This is a genomic window from Rhodoferax mekongensis (genome assembly GCF_032191775.1).
GTDB lineage: Bacteria > Pseudomonadota > Gammaproteobacteria > Burkholderiales > Burkholderiaceae_C > Allorhodoferax > Allorhodoferax mekongensis.
Genome location: NZ_CP132507.1, coordinates 2,805,888 through 2,819,367, shown reverse-complemented (window position 1 = coordinate 2,819,367; position 13,480 = coordinate 2,805,888). Strand labels below are relative to the sequence as shown.

At 57.6% G+C, this 13,480-nt stretch carries 18 protein-coding genes; 9 read left to right on the top strand and 9 right to left on the bottom strand.

The window, feature by feature from the left end:
* Positions 1-2: 2 nt before the first annotated feature.
* Entirely contained in the window at positions 3-380 is a 378-nt protein-coding gene (locus RAN89_RS13480) for a hypothetical protein (RefSeq protein WP_313866788.1), read from the bottom strand.
* Positions 381-452: 72 nt separating this feature from the next.
* Between RAN89_RS13480 and RAN89_RS13475 the strand changes: the two genes are divergently transcribed.
* The 3 genes from RAN89_RS13475 (at position 453) to RAN89_RS13465 (ending at position 2,150) form a co-directional block, all read left to right on the top strand.
* Positions 453-887, top strand: a complete 435-nt coding sequence (locus RAN89_RS13475) for a hypothetical protein (RefSeq protein WP_313866787.1) — start codon at positions 453-455, stop codon at positions 885-887.
* Between the two features lie 139 nt (positions 888-1,026).
* Positions 1,027-1,227 carry a hypothetical protein gene (locus tag RAN89_RS13470; RefSeq protein ID WP_313866786.1) on the top strand — a complete coding sequence of 67 codons (201 nt, stop codon included), beginning with the start codon at positions 1,027-1,029 and terminating at the stop codon, positions 1,225-1,227.
* An 86-nt stretch (positions 1,228-1,313) separates the two neighbouring features.
* Positions 1,314-2,150, top strand: a complete 837-nt coding sequence (locus RAN89_RS13465) for a substrate-binding periplasmic protein (protein ID WP_313866785.1) — start codon at positions 1,314-1,316, stop codon at positions 2,148-2,150.
* Positions 2,151-2,505: 355 nt separating this feature from the next.
* Here RAN89_RS13465 and RAN89_RS13460 read toward each other — a convergent pair whose 3' ends face one another.
* Positions 2,506-3,489 carry an NADPH:quinone oxidoreductase family protein gene (locus RAN89_RS13460; protein ID WP_313866784.1) on the bottom strand — a complete coding sequence of 328 codons (984 nt, stop codon included), beginning with the start codon at positions 3,487-3,489 and terminating at the stop codon, positions 2,506-2,508.
* Between the two features lie 125 nt (positions 3,490-3,614).
* On the opposite strand from RAN89_RS13460, the gene surE reads away from it, so the two are divergent.
* Genes surE through rlmD form a run of 5 tightly spaced genes read left to right on the top strand, consistent with a single transcriptional unit; the run spans position 3,615 to position 8,643 of the window.
* Complete coding sequence (surE, locus tag RAN89_RS13455; protein WP_313866783.1) at positions 3,615-4,382, top strand: 5'/3'-nucleotidase SurE; 768 nt, start codon at positions 3,615-3,617, stop codon at positions 4,380-4,382.
* Positions 4,379-5,206, top strand: a complete 828-nt coding sequence (locus tag RAN89_RS13450) for a protein-L-isoaspartate(D-aspartate) O-methyltransferase (protein ID WP_313866782.1) — start codon at positions 4,379-4,381, stop codon at positions 5,204-5,206. Before surE ends, RAN89_RS13450 begins: the two co-directional genes overlap by 4 nt.
* A gap of 14 nt (positions 5,207-5,220) precedes the next feature.
* Positions 5,221-6,114: a peptidoglycan DD-metalloendopeptidase family protein gene (locus RAN89_RS13445; RefSeq protein ID WP_313866781.1), complete on the top strand. Its 894-nt coding sequence runs from the start codon at positions 5,221-5,223 to the stop codon at positions 6,112-6,114.
* Between the two features lie 6 nt (positions 6,115-6,120).
* A complete protein-coding gene (locus RAN89_RS13440) occupies positions 6,121-7,146 on the top strand; it encodes a sigma-70 family RNA polymerase sigma factor (RefSeq protein WP_428984452.1) in 1,026 nt (341 codons plus the stop codon).
* 27 nt (positions 7,147-7,173) lie between these two features.
* Positions 7,174-8,643, top strand: coding sequence for a 23S rRNA (uracil(1939)-C(5))-methyltransferase RlmD (gene rlmD, locus RAN89_RS13435; RefSeq protein WP_313866780.1), 1,470 nt, complete (start codon positions 7,174-7,176; stop codon positions 8,641-8,643).
* A gap of 53 nt (positions 8,644-8,696) precedes the next feature.
* Here rlmD and RAN89_RS13430 read toward each other — a convergent pair whose 3' ends face one another.
* Together RAN89_RS13430 and RAN89_RS13425 are read right to left on the bottom strand one after the other, a co-directional pair.
* A complete protein-coding gene (locus RAN89_RS13430) occupies positions 8,697-9,071 on the bottom strand; it encodes a hypothetical protein (protein WP_232459920.1) in 375 nt (124 codons plus the stop codon).
* Positions 9,072-9,181: 110 nt separating this feature from the next.
* Positions 9,182-9,877 carry a Bax inhibitor-1/YccA family protein gene (locus RAN89_RS13425; protein WP_087494202.1) on the bottom strand — a complete coding sequence of 232 codons (696 nt, stop codon included), beginning with the start codon at positions 9,875-9,877 and terminating at the stop codon, positions 9,182-9,184.
* A 212-nt stretch (positions 9,878-10,089) separates the two neighbouring features.
* On the opposite strand from RAN89_RS13425, the gene RAN89_RS13420 reads away from it, so the two are divergent.
* Positions 10,090-10,497: a GlcG/HbpS family heme-binding protein gene (locus RAN89_RS13420; protein ID WP_313866779.1), complete on the top strand. Its 408-nt coding sequence runs from the start codon at positions 10,090-10,092 to the stop codon at positions 10,495-10,497.
* An 82-nt stretch (positions 10,498-10,579) separates the two neighbouring features.
* Here the strand turns inward: RAN89_RS13420 and hemP are convergent, their stop codons facing one another.
* Genes hemP through RAN89_RS13395 form a run of 5 tightly spaced genes read right to left on the bottom strand, consistent with a single transcriptional unit; the run spans position 10,580 to position 13,470 of the window.
* Entirely contained in the window at positions 10,580-10,798 is a 219-nt protein-coding gene (gene hemP / locus RAN89_RS13415; protein WP_313866778.1) for a hemin uptake protein HemP, read from the bottom strand.
* 3 nt (positions 10,799-10,801) lie between these two features.
* Positions 10,802-11,224, bottom strand: a complete 423-nt coding sequence (locus RAN89_RS13410; protein ID WP_313866777.1) for an ExbD/TolR family protein — start codon at positions 11,222-11,224, stop codon at positions 10,802-10,804.
* Between the two features lie 17 nt (positions 11,225-11,241).
* A complete protein-coding gene (locus RAN89_RS13405; protein WP_313866776.1) occupies positions 11,242-11,961 on the bottom strand; it encodes a MotA/TolQ/ExbB proton channel family protein in 720 nt (239 codons plus the stop codon).
* Between the two features lie 52 nt (positions 11,962-12,013).
* Positions 12,014-12,742 (bottom strand): energy transducer TonB, encoded by a 729-nt coding sequence (locus tag RAN89_RS13400; RefSeq protein WP_428984451.1) that lies wholly within the window; start codon positions 12,740-12,742, stop codon positions 12,014-12,016.
* A gap of 44 nt (positions 12,743-12,786) precedes the next feature.
* Entirely contained in the window at positions 12,787-13,470 is a 684-nt protein-coding gene (locus RAN89_RS13395; RefSeq protein WP_313866774.1) for a Fe2+-dependent dioxygenase, read from the bottom strand.
* Between the last annotated feature and the right edge of the window lie 10 nt (positions 13,471-13,480).

Below are 13,480 nucleotides of genomic sequence, written 5' to 3'. Positions count from 1 at the left end.
TGTCAATCGCGATGCCTTATGAGACCATCTTTTTTGTTTTGCTTAATGAAGTGTGCGAGATACCCATTGTGGTCGTCTTCTGGAAGCTTCAGTGATTTCGCGATGGGATTTAGTTTTAGAGCACTTTGAGTGAGTTTTTTAACTCTGTCGTCGCTTTTGTAGTCGAGCATCCAGAATGCTGCGGTATCTAAAGCAGACTGAACGGAGTAAACAACCTCAGCTATGTCTGTAAGTGACTTTTTGAGATTGAGCTCAGGCTCATCTTGATTGTCTGCGACTTTATTGGAGATTGCTAGGAGGCACCGCTCAATTTGAAGGAGGGTGACTTTTGCGATGACGTTTACCCGTTCTGAAATGATTTCTGTTTTAGTGAATTTCATATGACAACCATTCTTGTTTGTTGATTAGTCATTTGTATATCTTGCTGTTTTATCCCTTTATTTGAGAAAGCTATGTTGGTCCAAAAGAAGTCTATTCTGACTATGAACTTCCCGCGGGGCTTGACCGCAAGTTTGCGTGTTTCCGGAGATTTTCATGAGTTTGGGCAGTTTGACTCTACATTGATCTTTTGTAACTCTTCGCTTCTGCATATATTCATTGATGGATACAGTAGCTTGAAAACTGAAGATACGAAGTCTGCGCTAGAAAAAATACGCAACTCTGTGGGTGCTGTTCTTGGCGATGTGGCCTACGTTCGATCCAATGGTGATGAGCTAAGAACAATGAACCCCGTTAGTGCTTTAGCTGCATTCAGCATGATGGGTAGTGACTATCTACCAGCATTAGTAAGTCTCGATGCCTTAACAATATTTAGACGTCGATATCGTGGAAAGTTTATTGAACAATTGCCCGAAGGTTGGAGCTTAGATGGTGTGGTTGATTCTTAGCCTCTTTCGACTTTTAGGGAAACAAGTGAATATGACTTGTTGCGTTTCCTCTGCAAAATGAGGTCTCTGAATAAATGAATATTTTTCTAATCTAAATGATTTTTAATTTGAGTCCTCAACGAAGTTAAGGGAGGTGATCATGTCAGATCATCAAGATATACAGAATTTGTTTAAGCTCCGGGATGCACTTGTTGAGCTTTCGGGTACTATGAAAGAATGGCTTTTTCAACAAAGGGCTCATGAAGGAACGCTTCCTGTTAAGGACTTTGATGAGTTGCTTAGATCAATTAGTGGAAAGAAGCCAGAAAGCTTAGGGGGAGAGCCAGGCCAAAAGGATTGATACAACTATTTTGGTTGTAAATCGATAAGTTATCTAATCTCTACAGGCGAATGATGCATTGCCCAACTGGATTTGGATTCAAAGAAATGTCGCACTTGCAGGCATTGGTCCTTGCCGCTTGCGTTTTTTTGGGATCTACTTTTGTTCCTCAGACCCTACATGCGCAGACTGCTAAAGTGGTCGAAATTTCTACGGGGGACGGCTACCCACCTTACGTAGATTGGAGAGTACCCACTGGAGGCATCGCAACAGAAGTTGTGAGAAATGTTGTACTCCGGATGGGATACGAGCCGAAGTTTGCAACTTTGCCGTGGGCTCGAGGCTATAGGTTGACGCTGAAGGGTGATTTCATCGCCACTTTTCCATATATCCGAACCTCAGGTCGTGAAACTGAAGTGGCCTTTTCTGAGCCATTGTTCGGTATTGCTAGCCACATTTTTGTTCGGAACAACTCCCTGCTTAAGTTTGAGGGATTAGGTGATCTAGCGGGATATTCAACTTGCAACTACGTAGGGTCAGCGCTTCCTTCATCAGTTCAAACGCTGATTTCAGATGGCTTAGTAAAGGTCAATGAAGTCTCTAGTCTGTCCACATGCTTTAAGTTGTTGGAGCTTGGGCGGGTAGATTTCGTCACTGTAAACAGTCTTGCTGGCAGTTCAATTGCTTGCGAGCACATCACTGGTAGCCATCAATTTTTGATTAGCGAGAAACCTGCTGAAGTACTTGGTCTCCATTTAGTGGTGGGTCTCACGAATGCAGAAGCCAAAGGATTTTTGGACAGCTTCAATTCTGAGCTTCTCAAATTTAAGGCAACTAAGGATTACCAAGCGCTTAAGACCAAGGTATCGCTGTCGATGGGAACGGATAAGCCCGTGAGTGGGTTCAAGAAGATCCAATGTTCACGAGTAGTACAGAGTCAATGAAGAAGGCCCTTGGTCCATCGGTCTGACAAACTGGGCTTGCTGCATGGGAGATCATTGAGTTGGCTCAGAGTTCCACATCATGTGACGGACCTCGAATTTGCTGAATTCGAACTCTACCTGGGTGACAAGAAGTTTCTACATGTTCATTTCATGACGCCATTTAGTCTGTTCTCTGACCTTGCCAATCGAAACCAGACTTTGTACACTAGCTGATACACATAGCCGTGTATAAACCTCTGGAAACCCGCATGGATATTGGGGTTGTGGTTCGGTTAGTCGAACCCCATCAGCCACCCCAAAACATAAAAAATGCCCGCGCAAGCGGGCATTTTTTCGTCTGTATTTTGTTCATTCGCTAGTTGGTATCGTTTACCAGCACCAGCTTTCCCATCACTTGGCGCGAACCCATGTGGGCGTAGGCGGCCTTCAACTCGGACATGGGCATGGTGCGGTCGATGGCAGGTTTGATTTTTCCTTGTCCATACCACTGCGCCAACTCTTTCATCATGGCCGTATTGGCCTGTGGCTCGCGTTTGGCGAACTCGCCCCAAAACACGCCCACGATGGACGCGCCCTTGAGCAGGGCAAGGTTGAAAGGCAATGCAGGAATCGGCCCTGATGCAAAGCCCACCACCAGATAGCGTCCGCGCCACGCAATGGAGCGGAAAGCCTGTTCGGTGATGTCACCCCCCACAGGGTCGTAAATAACGTCCGGCCCTTTTCCTCCGGTGAGTTCTTTCAGTCTGTCCCGCAGATTTTCTGTGCTGTAGTTGATGGTGGCATCTGCACCCAATGAGGTGCACAGCGCGCACTTTTCGGCGCTGGATGCCGCCGCGATCACGCGGGCACCCATGGCCTTGGCGATCTGGATCGCGGATGTCCCCACGCCGCCTGCTGCGCCCAGCACCAAGACGGTTTCGCCGGCGCGCAGCTGGGCCCGGTCTACCAGCGCGTGGTAGGACGTGGCATAAATCATGATGAAGGCCGCAGCATCCACCATCGGGAATCCTGGCGGGAGAGGCATGCACAGTGCCGCCGGGGCGAGGGTGTGGGTGCCGAAGCCCCCGGTGCCACTGAGGCACGCCACCGCTTGGCCGATCTGCAGGTGCTTCACGCCTTCGCCAAGTGCTGTTACCGTCCCCGCGTACTCGGCTCCGGGCACAAAGGGCAAAGGGGGTTTGATCTGGTACTTGTTTTGGACGATGAGAATGTCCGGGAAGTTCAGGCTCGCTGCCTTGATCTCTATGAGTACCTCGCCCGCTTTTGGCGTGGGGGTGGGCAGTTCTTTCCAGTTCAGGGCATCTACGCCGATGGGGTCTTCACATAGCCAGGCATGCATGGTGCTTCTCCAAATGAGTGTTTCCAAATCATAGGACTGAAGGTCAGCCCAGGGGTTGATGGAATGTCCCGACGGCGACCTCGCACCAGGCAGGCACCTACAATGCCTTAACACTCTTTTTTGCTATGAAAATTCTCATTTCCAACGACGACGGTTACCAGGCGGCAGGCATCGTGGCGCTGTACGAAGCACTCAAAGACATCGCAGAAGTCGAAGTCATTGCCCCAGAGCAAAACAACAGTGCCAAATCGAATGCACTGACCTTGCATTCCCCCTTGTACGTGCACCGTGCGTCCAATGGTTTCCGCTATGTCAATGGCACTCCCGCCGACTGTGTGCACATTGCGCTCACGGGCTTGTTGGATTACCGCCCCGACCTGGTGGTCTCCGGGATCAACAATGGCGCCAACATGGGCGACGACACCATTTATTCCGGCACCGTGGGCGCGGCCATGGAGGGCTTTTTGTTCGGGATTCCTGCCATCGCTTTTTCGCAGGTTGAGCGTGATTGGGTGCACTTGCAGTCCGCCGCACTCAAGGCTCGCGAGATGGTGTTGGCCATGCACCAGCAGCAGACGATCACCACTGCGCCCTGGTTGCTCAACGTCAACATTCCCAACCTTCCCTTGGAGCAAATCGGTAGTACGCGTCTTTGCCGTCTGGGCAAACGCCACGCCGCTGAAAAAGTCATCAAGCAACAAAGCCCCCGGGGCGAAACCATGTTCTGGATTGGTGCGGCCGGCCCGGTGATGGATGACGCCGAAGGCACTGACTTCCATGCCACAGCACAGGGCCATGTAGCGGTTACACCCCTCAAGGTGGATTTGACTGATCACGCCAACCTCGGCTACTGGGCCCAAACCGTCAGCCGTTTCTCTACTACACCGGTATGAAGGAAAGGCCCTCCTTTCCAGCGCGTCTGGACAGCACATTGGCCAAAAACCGCCCCAGTTCCGGAGGGGGCATCGCATCTTCGGCTCCCAAACGGATGCCGATTGCCAAAGCGCCCGTCATCGCGCCCTTGGTGGCCAAGTCCAAACTGGTCCCCAAAGCCATCCCGGTGCCGCAAGGGCTGGGTATGGACTCAGTGGCCGTGCGCCAGCGTATGGTGCAAAAGTTGGCTGGGCAGGGTGTGACGGACTCCTTGGTGCTTACTGCCATGGGGACCATTGAGCGGCATCGTTTTGTGGACAGCGCCCTGGTCAATCAAGCGTATGAAGACACCAGTTTGCCCATCGGTCTGGGGCAGACGATCTCCAAGCCCGGCGTGGTGTCCCGCATGATTGAGCTGATGCGCAATGGCGCTACGGGCCGCATGGGTCGCGTGCTGGAAATCGGCACCGGCTGCGGCTACCAGGCTGCGGTGCTCAGCTGTGTCGCCACCGAGGTGTACAGCATCGAGCGGCTCAAGGGCCTGCACGACAAGGCACGCGACAACCTGCGCCATTTGCGCCTGCCCAACCTGCATCTGCTGTTCGGCGATGGCATGGTGGGCTACGCGCAAGGCGGGCCCTATGCAGGCATTATTTCCGCCGCAGGAGGAGAGGCCTTGCCCCAAGCTTGGATCGACCAATTGGCGGTGGGTGGCCGTCTGGTGGCGCCTATGGTGCATGCCGGCGGACAAGCCTTGCTGGTCGTCGACAAGACGCCACAAGGCTTGCGCCAGAGCATTCTGGAGGCGGTGCACTTTGTGCCCCTAAAATCGGGCGTTGCCTGAAGGGAAAATTCAATATGGTGGGTTCGCGTAGTTTCTGGGTAGGTGCCATGGGCACTGCGGTGCTGGTTTTGGCCGGATGTGGTTCCAAGCCGATCACCCGTGCGCCGGTGGAAGACCGCTCCAACCAGGCGCCTCCCCAAAGCGTGAGCACCGACCCGCGCACCCAAGCCGTAAAGCAGCCCCCGGGTTTTGAAAACGCAGGCAAGTCCGGGTACTACACCGTCAAACCCGGTGACACCTTGATCCGCATCGGTCTGGAAAGCGGCCAGAGTCACAAGGACATCAGCCGGTGGAACGCGCTGGAGAACCCCAACAAGATTGAAGTCGGTCAGGTGTTGCGCATCGTGCCGCCGGTCGCGAACGAAACTGTCAGCGCCAAGCCGGTGGTGGCTGCTACCAGCACCACCACTGCGTTGCCTCCGGCCAGCAGCCCCGCGCCCGCAGCAAGCACTGCTCCCAGCGCTCCGGCTAAGGCGGCGTCTGCGCCGGCCAGCGCACCCGCTGCGACTCCAGCGCCCGTCGCGGCCAGCGGTGGCGATGACACCGTGGCCTGGATGTGGCCCACCAATGGTGCCGTGTTGGCAGGTTTTGATGAAGTGAAAAACAAAGGCGTGGATATTGCTGGTAACGCTGGTGACCCGGTGCTGGCTGCCGCGGAAGGTAAAGTGGTCTATGCGGGCTCCGGCTTGCGGGGTTATGGCAACCTGATCATCCTCAAGCACAACAACACTTACCTCACGGCCTACGCCCACAACCAGACCCTGCTGGTCAAGGAAGACCAGACCGTGAAGCGGGGGCAGAAAATCGCCGAGATGGGCAACAGCGATGCCGACCGCGTCAAGCTGCACTTTGAAGTGCGCAAGCAGGGCAAGCCGGTAGACCCCACCAAATACCTGCCCGCCCGGTAACACACCATGGCCTCGCCCCCCGCTCTTGCCGATGATGACGACGGCGTCAACGGTGAGGGTGTGGAGCAAGGTATAGAGTCAAATAGCCCTCTAGCGCCCGGTCTATCTGCGCAGATAGCTCCTGATTTCATAGCAAAAGACACCTCGCCCAGCGATGGAGATGACCCCTCCGACATGGAGCAGGGGCCCGATGCCTTGTCGGTGTACCTGCGCGGGGTGCGCCGGACCCCGCTGTTTACCCCTGAGCAGGAGTTTGAAGTGGCGACACGTGCGCGTGCGGGCGACTTTGCCGCCCGCCAAAGCATGATTGAGCACAACCTGCGCCTGGTGATCAGCATCGCCAAAGGCTACGCGGGGCGGGGAGTGCCTATGTCCGACCTGATTGAAGAAGGCAACCTCGGGCTCATGCATGCCATCGACAAGTTTGAGCCCGAGCGCGGGTTTCGCTTTTCCACCTATGCTACGTGGTGGATACGCCAGTCGGTAGACCGCGCGCTCATGTACCAGGGCCGAGCCGTGCGCTTGCCGGTGAACGTGGTGCGCGAGGTGCAGCAAGTGCTTCGCGCGCGCCGCCTGCTGGAGAATGATGCGGTTCTTTTGGCGCAGCGGCCCGAGGGCATACGCGTGGAGGACATTGCTGCTTTGCTGGGCAAAGATGCGGTGGATGTGACCGACCTGCTGGCCATGGCGGAGGCGCCGCGTTCGCTGGATGCCCGCAATGACGCAGGCGGCGACGACCACTCCTTGGGCGACAGCCTTGCTGACACCCTGGCGGCGGCTCCGGACAGTACGGCGTTAGCCCATGAGGTGGACGCCTTGCTGGAACAGTGGATCGCCACCCTGAATCCGCGTGAGCAAGAGGTGCTGGAAGCTCGTTTCGGCCTGCACGACCGCGACCCGGAGACCCTGGAGACGCTGAGTGAGCGCCTGGGCTTGACCCGCGAACGCGTCCGCCAGATCCAGAATGAGGCGCTGTTCAAACTCAAGCGCTATCTGGCGCGGCGCGGGATCAAGCGGGAGTTTCTGATGTAAGTGTGCCTGACCTGAGACAATTCAGGGATGACAGACGTACACAACAACGACATGGTTCCCTCCAAGCCGCTGCCCGAAGGCTGGCTGGCTGTGAAATCCCTCGATCTCGAAGCCCAGGGCGTGGCCCACCGCCCCGATGGCAAGGTGGTATTCATTGAAGGCGCCTTGCCCTTTGAGGTGGTGAGTGCACAAATGCACCGCAGCAAAGCCAGTTTCGAGAAAGGCACGCTCACCGAGATCCACACCGAATCATCCCAACGGGTGCAGCCTGCCTGCCCGCACTTCGGTCTGCATGAAGGCGCCTGCGGGGGCTGCAAGATGCAGCATTTGCATGTGGGGGCCCAGGTGGCTGTCAAACAGCGCGTGCTGGAAGACAACCTCTGGCACATCGGCAAACTCAAGCCGGACAACGTGGTGCGGCCCATCGAGGGCCCGGCCTGGGGCTACCGCTACCGCTCGCGCCTGTCGGTACGCTTTGTGCGCAAAAAGGGGGCAGTGCTGATCGGATTCCACGAGCGCAAGAGCCGCTATGTGGCCGACATGAAGGTCTGCCCCGTGCTTGCGCCCCGCGTGAGTGCCATGCTGCTGCCGCTGCGCCAATTGATTGCGTCCATGGATGCGGTGGAAACGATTCCCCAGCTCGAACTTGCCATGGGCGACATGGGCACCAGCCAGGACAGCCAGGCCGGCGTCATCGCTCTGGTGATGCGCCACATGGAGCCGCTGTCGGAGGCCGACAAGGGCCGTCTGCGCGCCTTTGCGGCCACCCAGCCCGGCCTGCAATGGTGGCTGCAGCCCAAAGGGCCCGAGACCATCCACCGCCTGGACGAGCTGCCCGGCCATGAAACCGGCGACCTGGCCTACACCTTGCCGGATTACGGCATCACCATGCCGTTCCGCCCCACGGATTTCACGCAGGTGAACCCGCACATCAACCGGGTGCTGGTCTCCCGCGCTTTGGGGTTGTTGCAGGTGCAAAAGACCGAGCGGGTGATTGACTGGTTCTGTGGCTTGGGCAACTTCACCTTGCCCTTGGCTACCCAGGCGCGCGAAGTGCTCGGCGTGGAGGGGGCGGAGTCGCTGGTAGCCCGCTCGCGCGAGAATCTGATCTTCAACTCCAAGCAAAAAAAGTCTCTGGCGCCCGATGCGCCTGCGCTGGCAGCTACCAAATTCGTAGCGCGCAACCTGTTTGAGATGACGCCGGAGTTATTGATTGCCGATGGCGCGGCCGACAAGTGGCTGATCGACCCGCCCCGCGAAGGCGCTTACGCCCTCGTGCAGGCGCTGGCAGCCTTGCACCAGCAGCCTGAGTTGCGCAAAGGCTGGACGCCGCCCCGGCGCATTGTCTACGTCAGCTGTGCACCTTCTACACTGGCGCGCGATGCGGGTGTGTTGGTCAACGAAGCGGGCTATACCTGCACCAAGGCCGGGGTGGTGAACATGTTCCCCCATACCGCCCACGTGGAGAGCATTGCGGTGTTTGAGCTGCAGGGCTGATACCCGGCTACTGAGGGCAGGGTGGCCTGCTCTTGGGGATAAAAAAGCGGAGCCTAGTGCTCCGCTTTTGCTTTGGCCTTGGATTTGGCCTTGGGTTCTTCGTCTGACTTTTCAGTTATCACCGAATCCGCGGGCGGTGGTGGAGGGGGCGGCTTGAGACCTTGGGGCGCTATGCCTTCAATCTTGTTTTCACGCATGTAGCTGTCCATCTCCTTCCAGCCTTCGAAGATGGCCGCTTTGGACGCTTTTTCATTGAGCGAGTAGCAGTCTTCAATGCTGCGCAGGCCATGGCGGCAGGCGCTGCCTATGGCTTTGGCTTCAGCTTCCCGCTGGGCGATCCGCGGGTCGGCCATTGCTGCCTGGATGGATTGCAGATCGCAACCGGCCAGCAGTACGGCAGAGAGGAGGATCAGGGGACGAAGTGTCATAAGGCGGATGCAGTGCTGCTAGTGTTATCGGCAGGTGACGCCAAGTATTAACCACAAGTTGCTGAAAATAAAAAAGGCCCCGGGGGGCCTTTTTTGGGGGGGCGCGGTGCTTAGTCGCGCTCTCCGCCAAAGATACCCAACAGGGCCAGCAGGTTCTGGAACACGTTCACGATGTCTAGGTACAAGGCCAGCGTAGCGGTGATGTAGTTGGTTTCGCCACCATCCACAATGCGCTTGATGTCATACAGCATCCAGAAGCTGAAGATGCCGATGGCCGCCATGGAGAGCGCCATCATGCCAGCGGTGGAGCCCACGAAGGCGTTGATCAGTCCTCCCACCAGCAGCACGATGGTGCCCACCATCAGCCACTTGCCCATGCCGGTCAGGTCACGCTTGATGACAGTGGCCAGGCTGGCCATGGCAAAAAACACGCCAGCGGTACCGCCGAACGCCGTCATGATCAGTTGCGGGCCGTTGCTGAAACCCAGGGTGCGCTGGATCAGGGGCGACATCATCAAGCCCATGAAGAAGGTGAAGCCCAGCAGGACGGGGACGCCTGCTGCAGAGTTCTTGGTCTTTTCAATCGCGAAGATGAAGCCGAAGGCCACGGCCAGGAACAAGACAAAGCCGAGGACGCCACGGAACAAAGGTGCAATGTTCAGTTCCACGCCAGCCCAAGCCCCCAACACGGTGGGAATCAGGCTCAGCGAGAGCAGCCAGTAAGTGTTGCGCAGCACCTTGTTGCGTTGCGCGGTCGACGCGCCATAGCCCAGGCTCTGGCCGAAGGTAGTAGTGCGATCTGTCATGGTGATACTCCAGTTAAATAACTGCGGTGGACGCGCGGCAAGTGCACACGCATTCGGCAGATGGGGACATTCTAGGGTTTTACAAGGGCAGCCCCGGGCTTTGTGTGTCTATTCCTGCCATTTCGGGTGGGGCTGATCTGCGTCAGGAGGGGGCAAATGGGCAGTTTGTTTGGGTATGCTCAGGGTTTTCACCCGCAAATACCCTACACACCATGAAATCCAAAGCTGTACTCGAATTTTCTGATGTTGCCGCCATTGCGGCTGCCGCCCAAGCCGAAGCGGTCAAACACAACTGGGCAGTAAGCATCGCCATTGTGGACGACGGCGGTCACCTGTTGTCATTCCAGCGTCTGGATGGTGCGGCTCCGATTTCCTCCCACATAGCTCCCGGCAAGGCCCGCACCGCTGCCTTGGGCCGCCGCGAGAGCAAGATGTATGAAGACATGATCAACGGTGGACGCGTGTCCTTCCTGAGCGCGCCCAACCTGGATGCCTTGCTGGAAGGCGGCGTGCCGATCATGAAAGACGGTCAGTGCCTGGGTGCCGTGGGCGTGAGTGGTGTCAAGTCCAACGAAGATGCGCAAATCGCAAAGGCCGGCATCGCTGCCATCGGCCTATAAGTCGCGGCCAGTTGCTATTAAAAAAATAGCTGCTCGCGCACATCCACTGTGCGCTGGCAGCTATTTTCATTGTTGGCCTACGCTACTTGGTGAGTATGAGTTTGCCCGCCTTGGTGGTTTGCAGGCGGTAGCGTTGGCCTTTGTACTCAATCTCCACACTCTGGCGGGTGCCCAACAGGGCGCTGGCCTGCACCACCGGCACGGTGGCCAGGCCGGGAGCTGAGGCAAGGCCTGCGGTATGGGTCTGCAGCTCGCGCATGGGAGCCAATGTGCGCAAGGGGGATTGGGTGCTGTGGGCCATGGCTTAAGGCTTGGGCTCGGTAATGAAGCCGATTTTGCGCAGCCCCGCCGTTTGCGCCGCCGCCATGGCCTGGGCTACATGCTCATAGCGTGCGGCCTTGTCGCCACGGATGTGCAGTTCAGGCTGCGGTTCTTTGGCAGCCTCGGCTTGTAATGCGGCGCCCAGCGCATCGCCGGCAACCGGTATCTGGTTCAAGAAGTAGGTACCTTGCGCATCCACACTGAGTTGCAGGGTTTCGGGCTTGGTCTGCTGGGGCTGGCTGGTGGCAGTGGGCAGCTCCACATTCACCGCATGTTTCATGACCGGCACAGTGATGATGAAGATGATTAGCAGCACCAGCATCACGTCCACCAGGGGCGTCATGTTGATTTCGTTCATCACCTCGTTGTCGCTCTCAGAACCGGCGTCTTGCATTCCAAATGACATGGGGAACCTTTCGCCGATCAGGCTTTTTTCATGGCAACGACCTTGCCGTCAGTGCCTTGGCTGTTGCTGACGCGGGCCCCGGTCACAAAGTAGGCATGCAGGTCGTGCGCAAAGCGGTTGAGCTTGGTCAGGATGGACTTGTTGCCCCGCACCAGCGCGTTGTAGCCCAGCACTGCGGGAATGGCTACAGCCAGACCGAGCGCCGTCATGATCAGTGCTTCGCCGATGGGGCCTGCCACTTTGTCGATGGTGGCCTGTCCCGAGGCGCCAATGCCCATGAGTGCGTGGTAAATGCCCCAGACGGTGCCGAACAAGCCTACGAACGGTGCGGTGGAGCCCACCGAAGCCAACACAGCCAGCCCGCTCTGAAAGCGTGCGGTGCTGTCGTCAATGCTGTTGCGCAAGGAGCGGCTGATCCAGTCACTGATGTCCAGTGCGTCATGCAACTGGGTTTGCGTGTTGCGGTGGTGGGCGGTGGCCTCCTGGCCGGAACGGGCCAATTGCACAAAGGGGTTGTCGGTCGTAGTGCCCAGCGTATCCATGCCTTTCTCGAAGTCGGCGCTGTGCCAGAAGTTTTCGGTACGGGAGGCCAGGGACTTGAACTTGAGAATGTCCAAGGCCTTGATCAAGATGACAATCCACGAGGCTAGGGACATGCCCAGCAGCAGCACTGCGACCGATTTGGTGACCCAATCGCCTTGGGTCCAGAGGGTGATGAGTCCGAGTTGGGATTCCATAAAAATGCTCCGGTAATAAGTTCAGAAAAATGAATGAATGGATGGCGGCGCCTCAGCGCGTCAGCTGCCAGTTGAAGGGCACGTCAAACCACATGCCTTGGGGCACGCCGGCTTTCTTGCCCGGCACATAGCGCCACTTGAGGGCTGTTTCCACAGAGGTCTGGTCCAAGCGGTCAAAACCACTGCTTTGCTTCACACTGGCTTGGCTGGCCTGACCGTCGGCATCGATAAACACCCTTACAACCACCAAGCCTGTTTCCCGCAGGCGCTTGCTGGCTGAGGGGTAGGCCGGTTTTGCGTTGTTGAGGTAGTCGGCATCGCTGGAGGGCAGCTCCACTTTGGGCGGTGCTGGAGGCGCCGGCGGGGCGCTGGGGGCACTGCTGCTCCCGTTCGCGTTGTTGCTGGAGTTCGCATGGGCCGTGGCGGTCGGTGCCGCTGCAGACGGCGCAGGGGCTGCTGTGCTCGGTGCAATAGCGAGCGGTGCAGGGGCCGGTTGGGGCGTCGGCACAGGCGCCGGAGCGGGCTGTGGAAACACGTTTTTGGGGGGCGTGACAGGCTTGGCAAGTGCCTTGGGTGGTGGTGCCGGTTGTGGAGCAGGCGCGGGTGTGGCTGGTGCCATGATTTCCACCAGCATTTCGGCGGGCACCAGCACCTCGGTGACGCGCTGGAGCAAGCCACTTTGCATGGCCCAGAGGACGGCACTGTGCAGCAGCAACACGGTCAATACAACCGTGGTGTTTCTGCTCAGACCGGGTAGTGGGCTAGGGCGTTGATGAGTCATCGTTGTCGTGGGGAAAAAGGGGAATGACGGGTTTAAGCGCAACTTCAAGTGTCCGCCCACATGCGCAGCATGTTGTGGTACACCCCGGTGAGTGCAGTGCTCTCTTCCGAATCGCCATGGCGGCGACGCAGGGCGAGCAGGTTCATGTCCAGCTCGTAGAGCATGCGGCGTTGCTCGTCACTGCGCACCAGGCTCTCGACCCAGAAAAAGCAGGCCACGCGATAGCCGCGGGTGACCTGTTTGACCTGGTGCAGGCTGGTGCCTGGGTAAAGCACCGCGTGGCCGGCTGGGAGTTTGACCGTCTGCTCGCCAAAGGTGTCGGCAATGGTCAACTCGCCTCCGTCGTAGTCGGCCGGATCATTCAGGAATACGGTGCAAGACACATCGGTGCGCACGCGCTGCCCGTTGCCCGGCATGTAGCGCACTGCGCCATCAATGTGGTTTCCGTAGTAGTTGGTGTCACCCCCATAGCGGTTCACCCGCGGTGGAAAGACTTTTTTCGGCAAGGCTGCCGAGAAGAAAGTAGGGCTGCGGTCCAGACCGCGCATCACCATCTCACGTATGGCGCGTGCCACCTCTCCGTCATGGTCGAGTTGCTCGTTGTTCTTGACCTGCTTGGCCAGCTCACCCGTGCCCTTGCGCCCGTCCACCCACGGCGCATCTTTCAAGAGTTGCTGTGCGTGGGTGACTTCATCCGAAGTCAACAGGTCGGGCAGGTGCAAAAGCATGACGGTGGCT

Excerpts from the sequence above, each read along its gene's own strand:
- RAN89_RS13480 (WP_313866788.1), bottom strand. The coding sequence starts at position 380 with ATGAAATTCACTAAAACAGAAATCATTTCAGAACGGGTAAACGTCATC.
- RAN89_RS13445 (WP_313866781.1), top strand. The coding sequence starts at position 5,221 with ATGGTGGGTTCGCGTAGTTTCTGGGTAGGTGCCATGGGCACTGCGGTG.
- surE (WP_313866783.1), top strand. The coding sequence starts at position 3,615 with ATGAAAATTCTCATTTCCAACGACGACGGTTACCAGGCGGCAGGCATC.
- RAN89_RS13450 (WP_313866782.1), top strand. The coding sequence starts at position 4,379 with ATGAAGGAAAGGCCCTCCTTTCCAGCGCGTCTGGACAGCACATTGGCC.
- RAN89_RS13460 (WP_313866784.1), bottom strand. The coding sequence starts at position 3,489 with ATGCATGCCTGGCTATGTGAAGACCCCATCGGCGTAGATGCCCTGAAC.
- rlmD (WP_313866780.1), top strand. The coding sequence starts at position 7,174 with ATGACAGACGTACACAACAACGACATGGTTCCCTCCAAGCCGCTGCCC.
- RAN89_RS13410 (WP_313866777.1), bottom strand. The coding sequence starts at position 11,224 with ATGTCATTTGGAATGCAAGACGCCGGTTCTGAGAGCGACAACGAGGTG.
- RAN89_RS13420 (WP_313866779.1), top strand. The coding sequence starts at position 10,090 with ATGAAATCCAAAGCTGTACTCGAATTTTCTGATGTTGCCGCCATTGCG.
- RAN89_RS13400 (WP_428984451.1), bottom strand. The coding sequence starts at position 12,742 with ATGACTCATCAACGCCCTAGCCCACTACCCGGTCTGAGCAGAAACACC.
- RAN89_RS13430 (WP_232459920.1), bottom strand. The coding sequence starts at position 9,071 with ATGACACTTCGTCCCCTGATCCTCCTCTCTGCCGTACTGCTGGCCGGT.
- RAN89_RS13475 (WP_313866787.1), top strand. The coding sequence starts at position 453 with ATGTTGGTCCAAAAGAAGTCTATTCTGACTATGAACTTCCCGCGGGGC.
- RAN89_RS13395 (WP_313866774.1), bottom strand. The coding sequence starts at position 13,470 with ATGCTTTTGCACCTGCCCGACCTGTTGACTTCGGATGAAGTCACCCAC.
- RAN89_RS13440 (WP_428984452.1), top strand. The coding sequence starts at position 6,121 with ATGGCCTCGCCCCCCGCTCTTGCCGATGATGACGACGGCGTCAACGGT.
- hemP (WP_313866778.1), bottom strand. The coding sequence starts at position 10,798 with ATGGCCCACAGCACCCAATCCCCCTTGCGCACATTGGCTCCCATGCGC.
- RAN89_RS13465 (WP_313866785.1), top strand. The coding sequence starts at position 1,314 with ATGTCGCACTTGCAGGCATTGGTCCTTGCCGCTTGCGTTTTTTTGGGA.
- RAN89_RS13425 (WP_087494202.1), bottom strand. The coding sequence starts at position 9,877 with ATGACAGATCGCACTACTACCTTCGGCCAGAGCCTGGGCTATGGCGCG.
- RAN89_RS13470 (WP_313866786.1), top strand. The coding sequence starts at position 1,027 with ATGTCAGATCATCAAGATATACAGAATTTGTTTAAGCTCCGGGATGCA.
- RAN89_RS13405 (WP_313866776.1), bottom strand. The coding sequence starts at position 11,961 with ATGGAATCCCAACTCGGACTCATCACCCTCTGGACCCAAGGCGATTGG.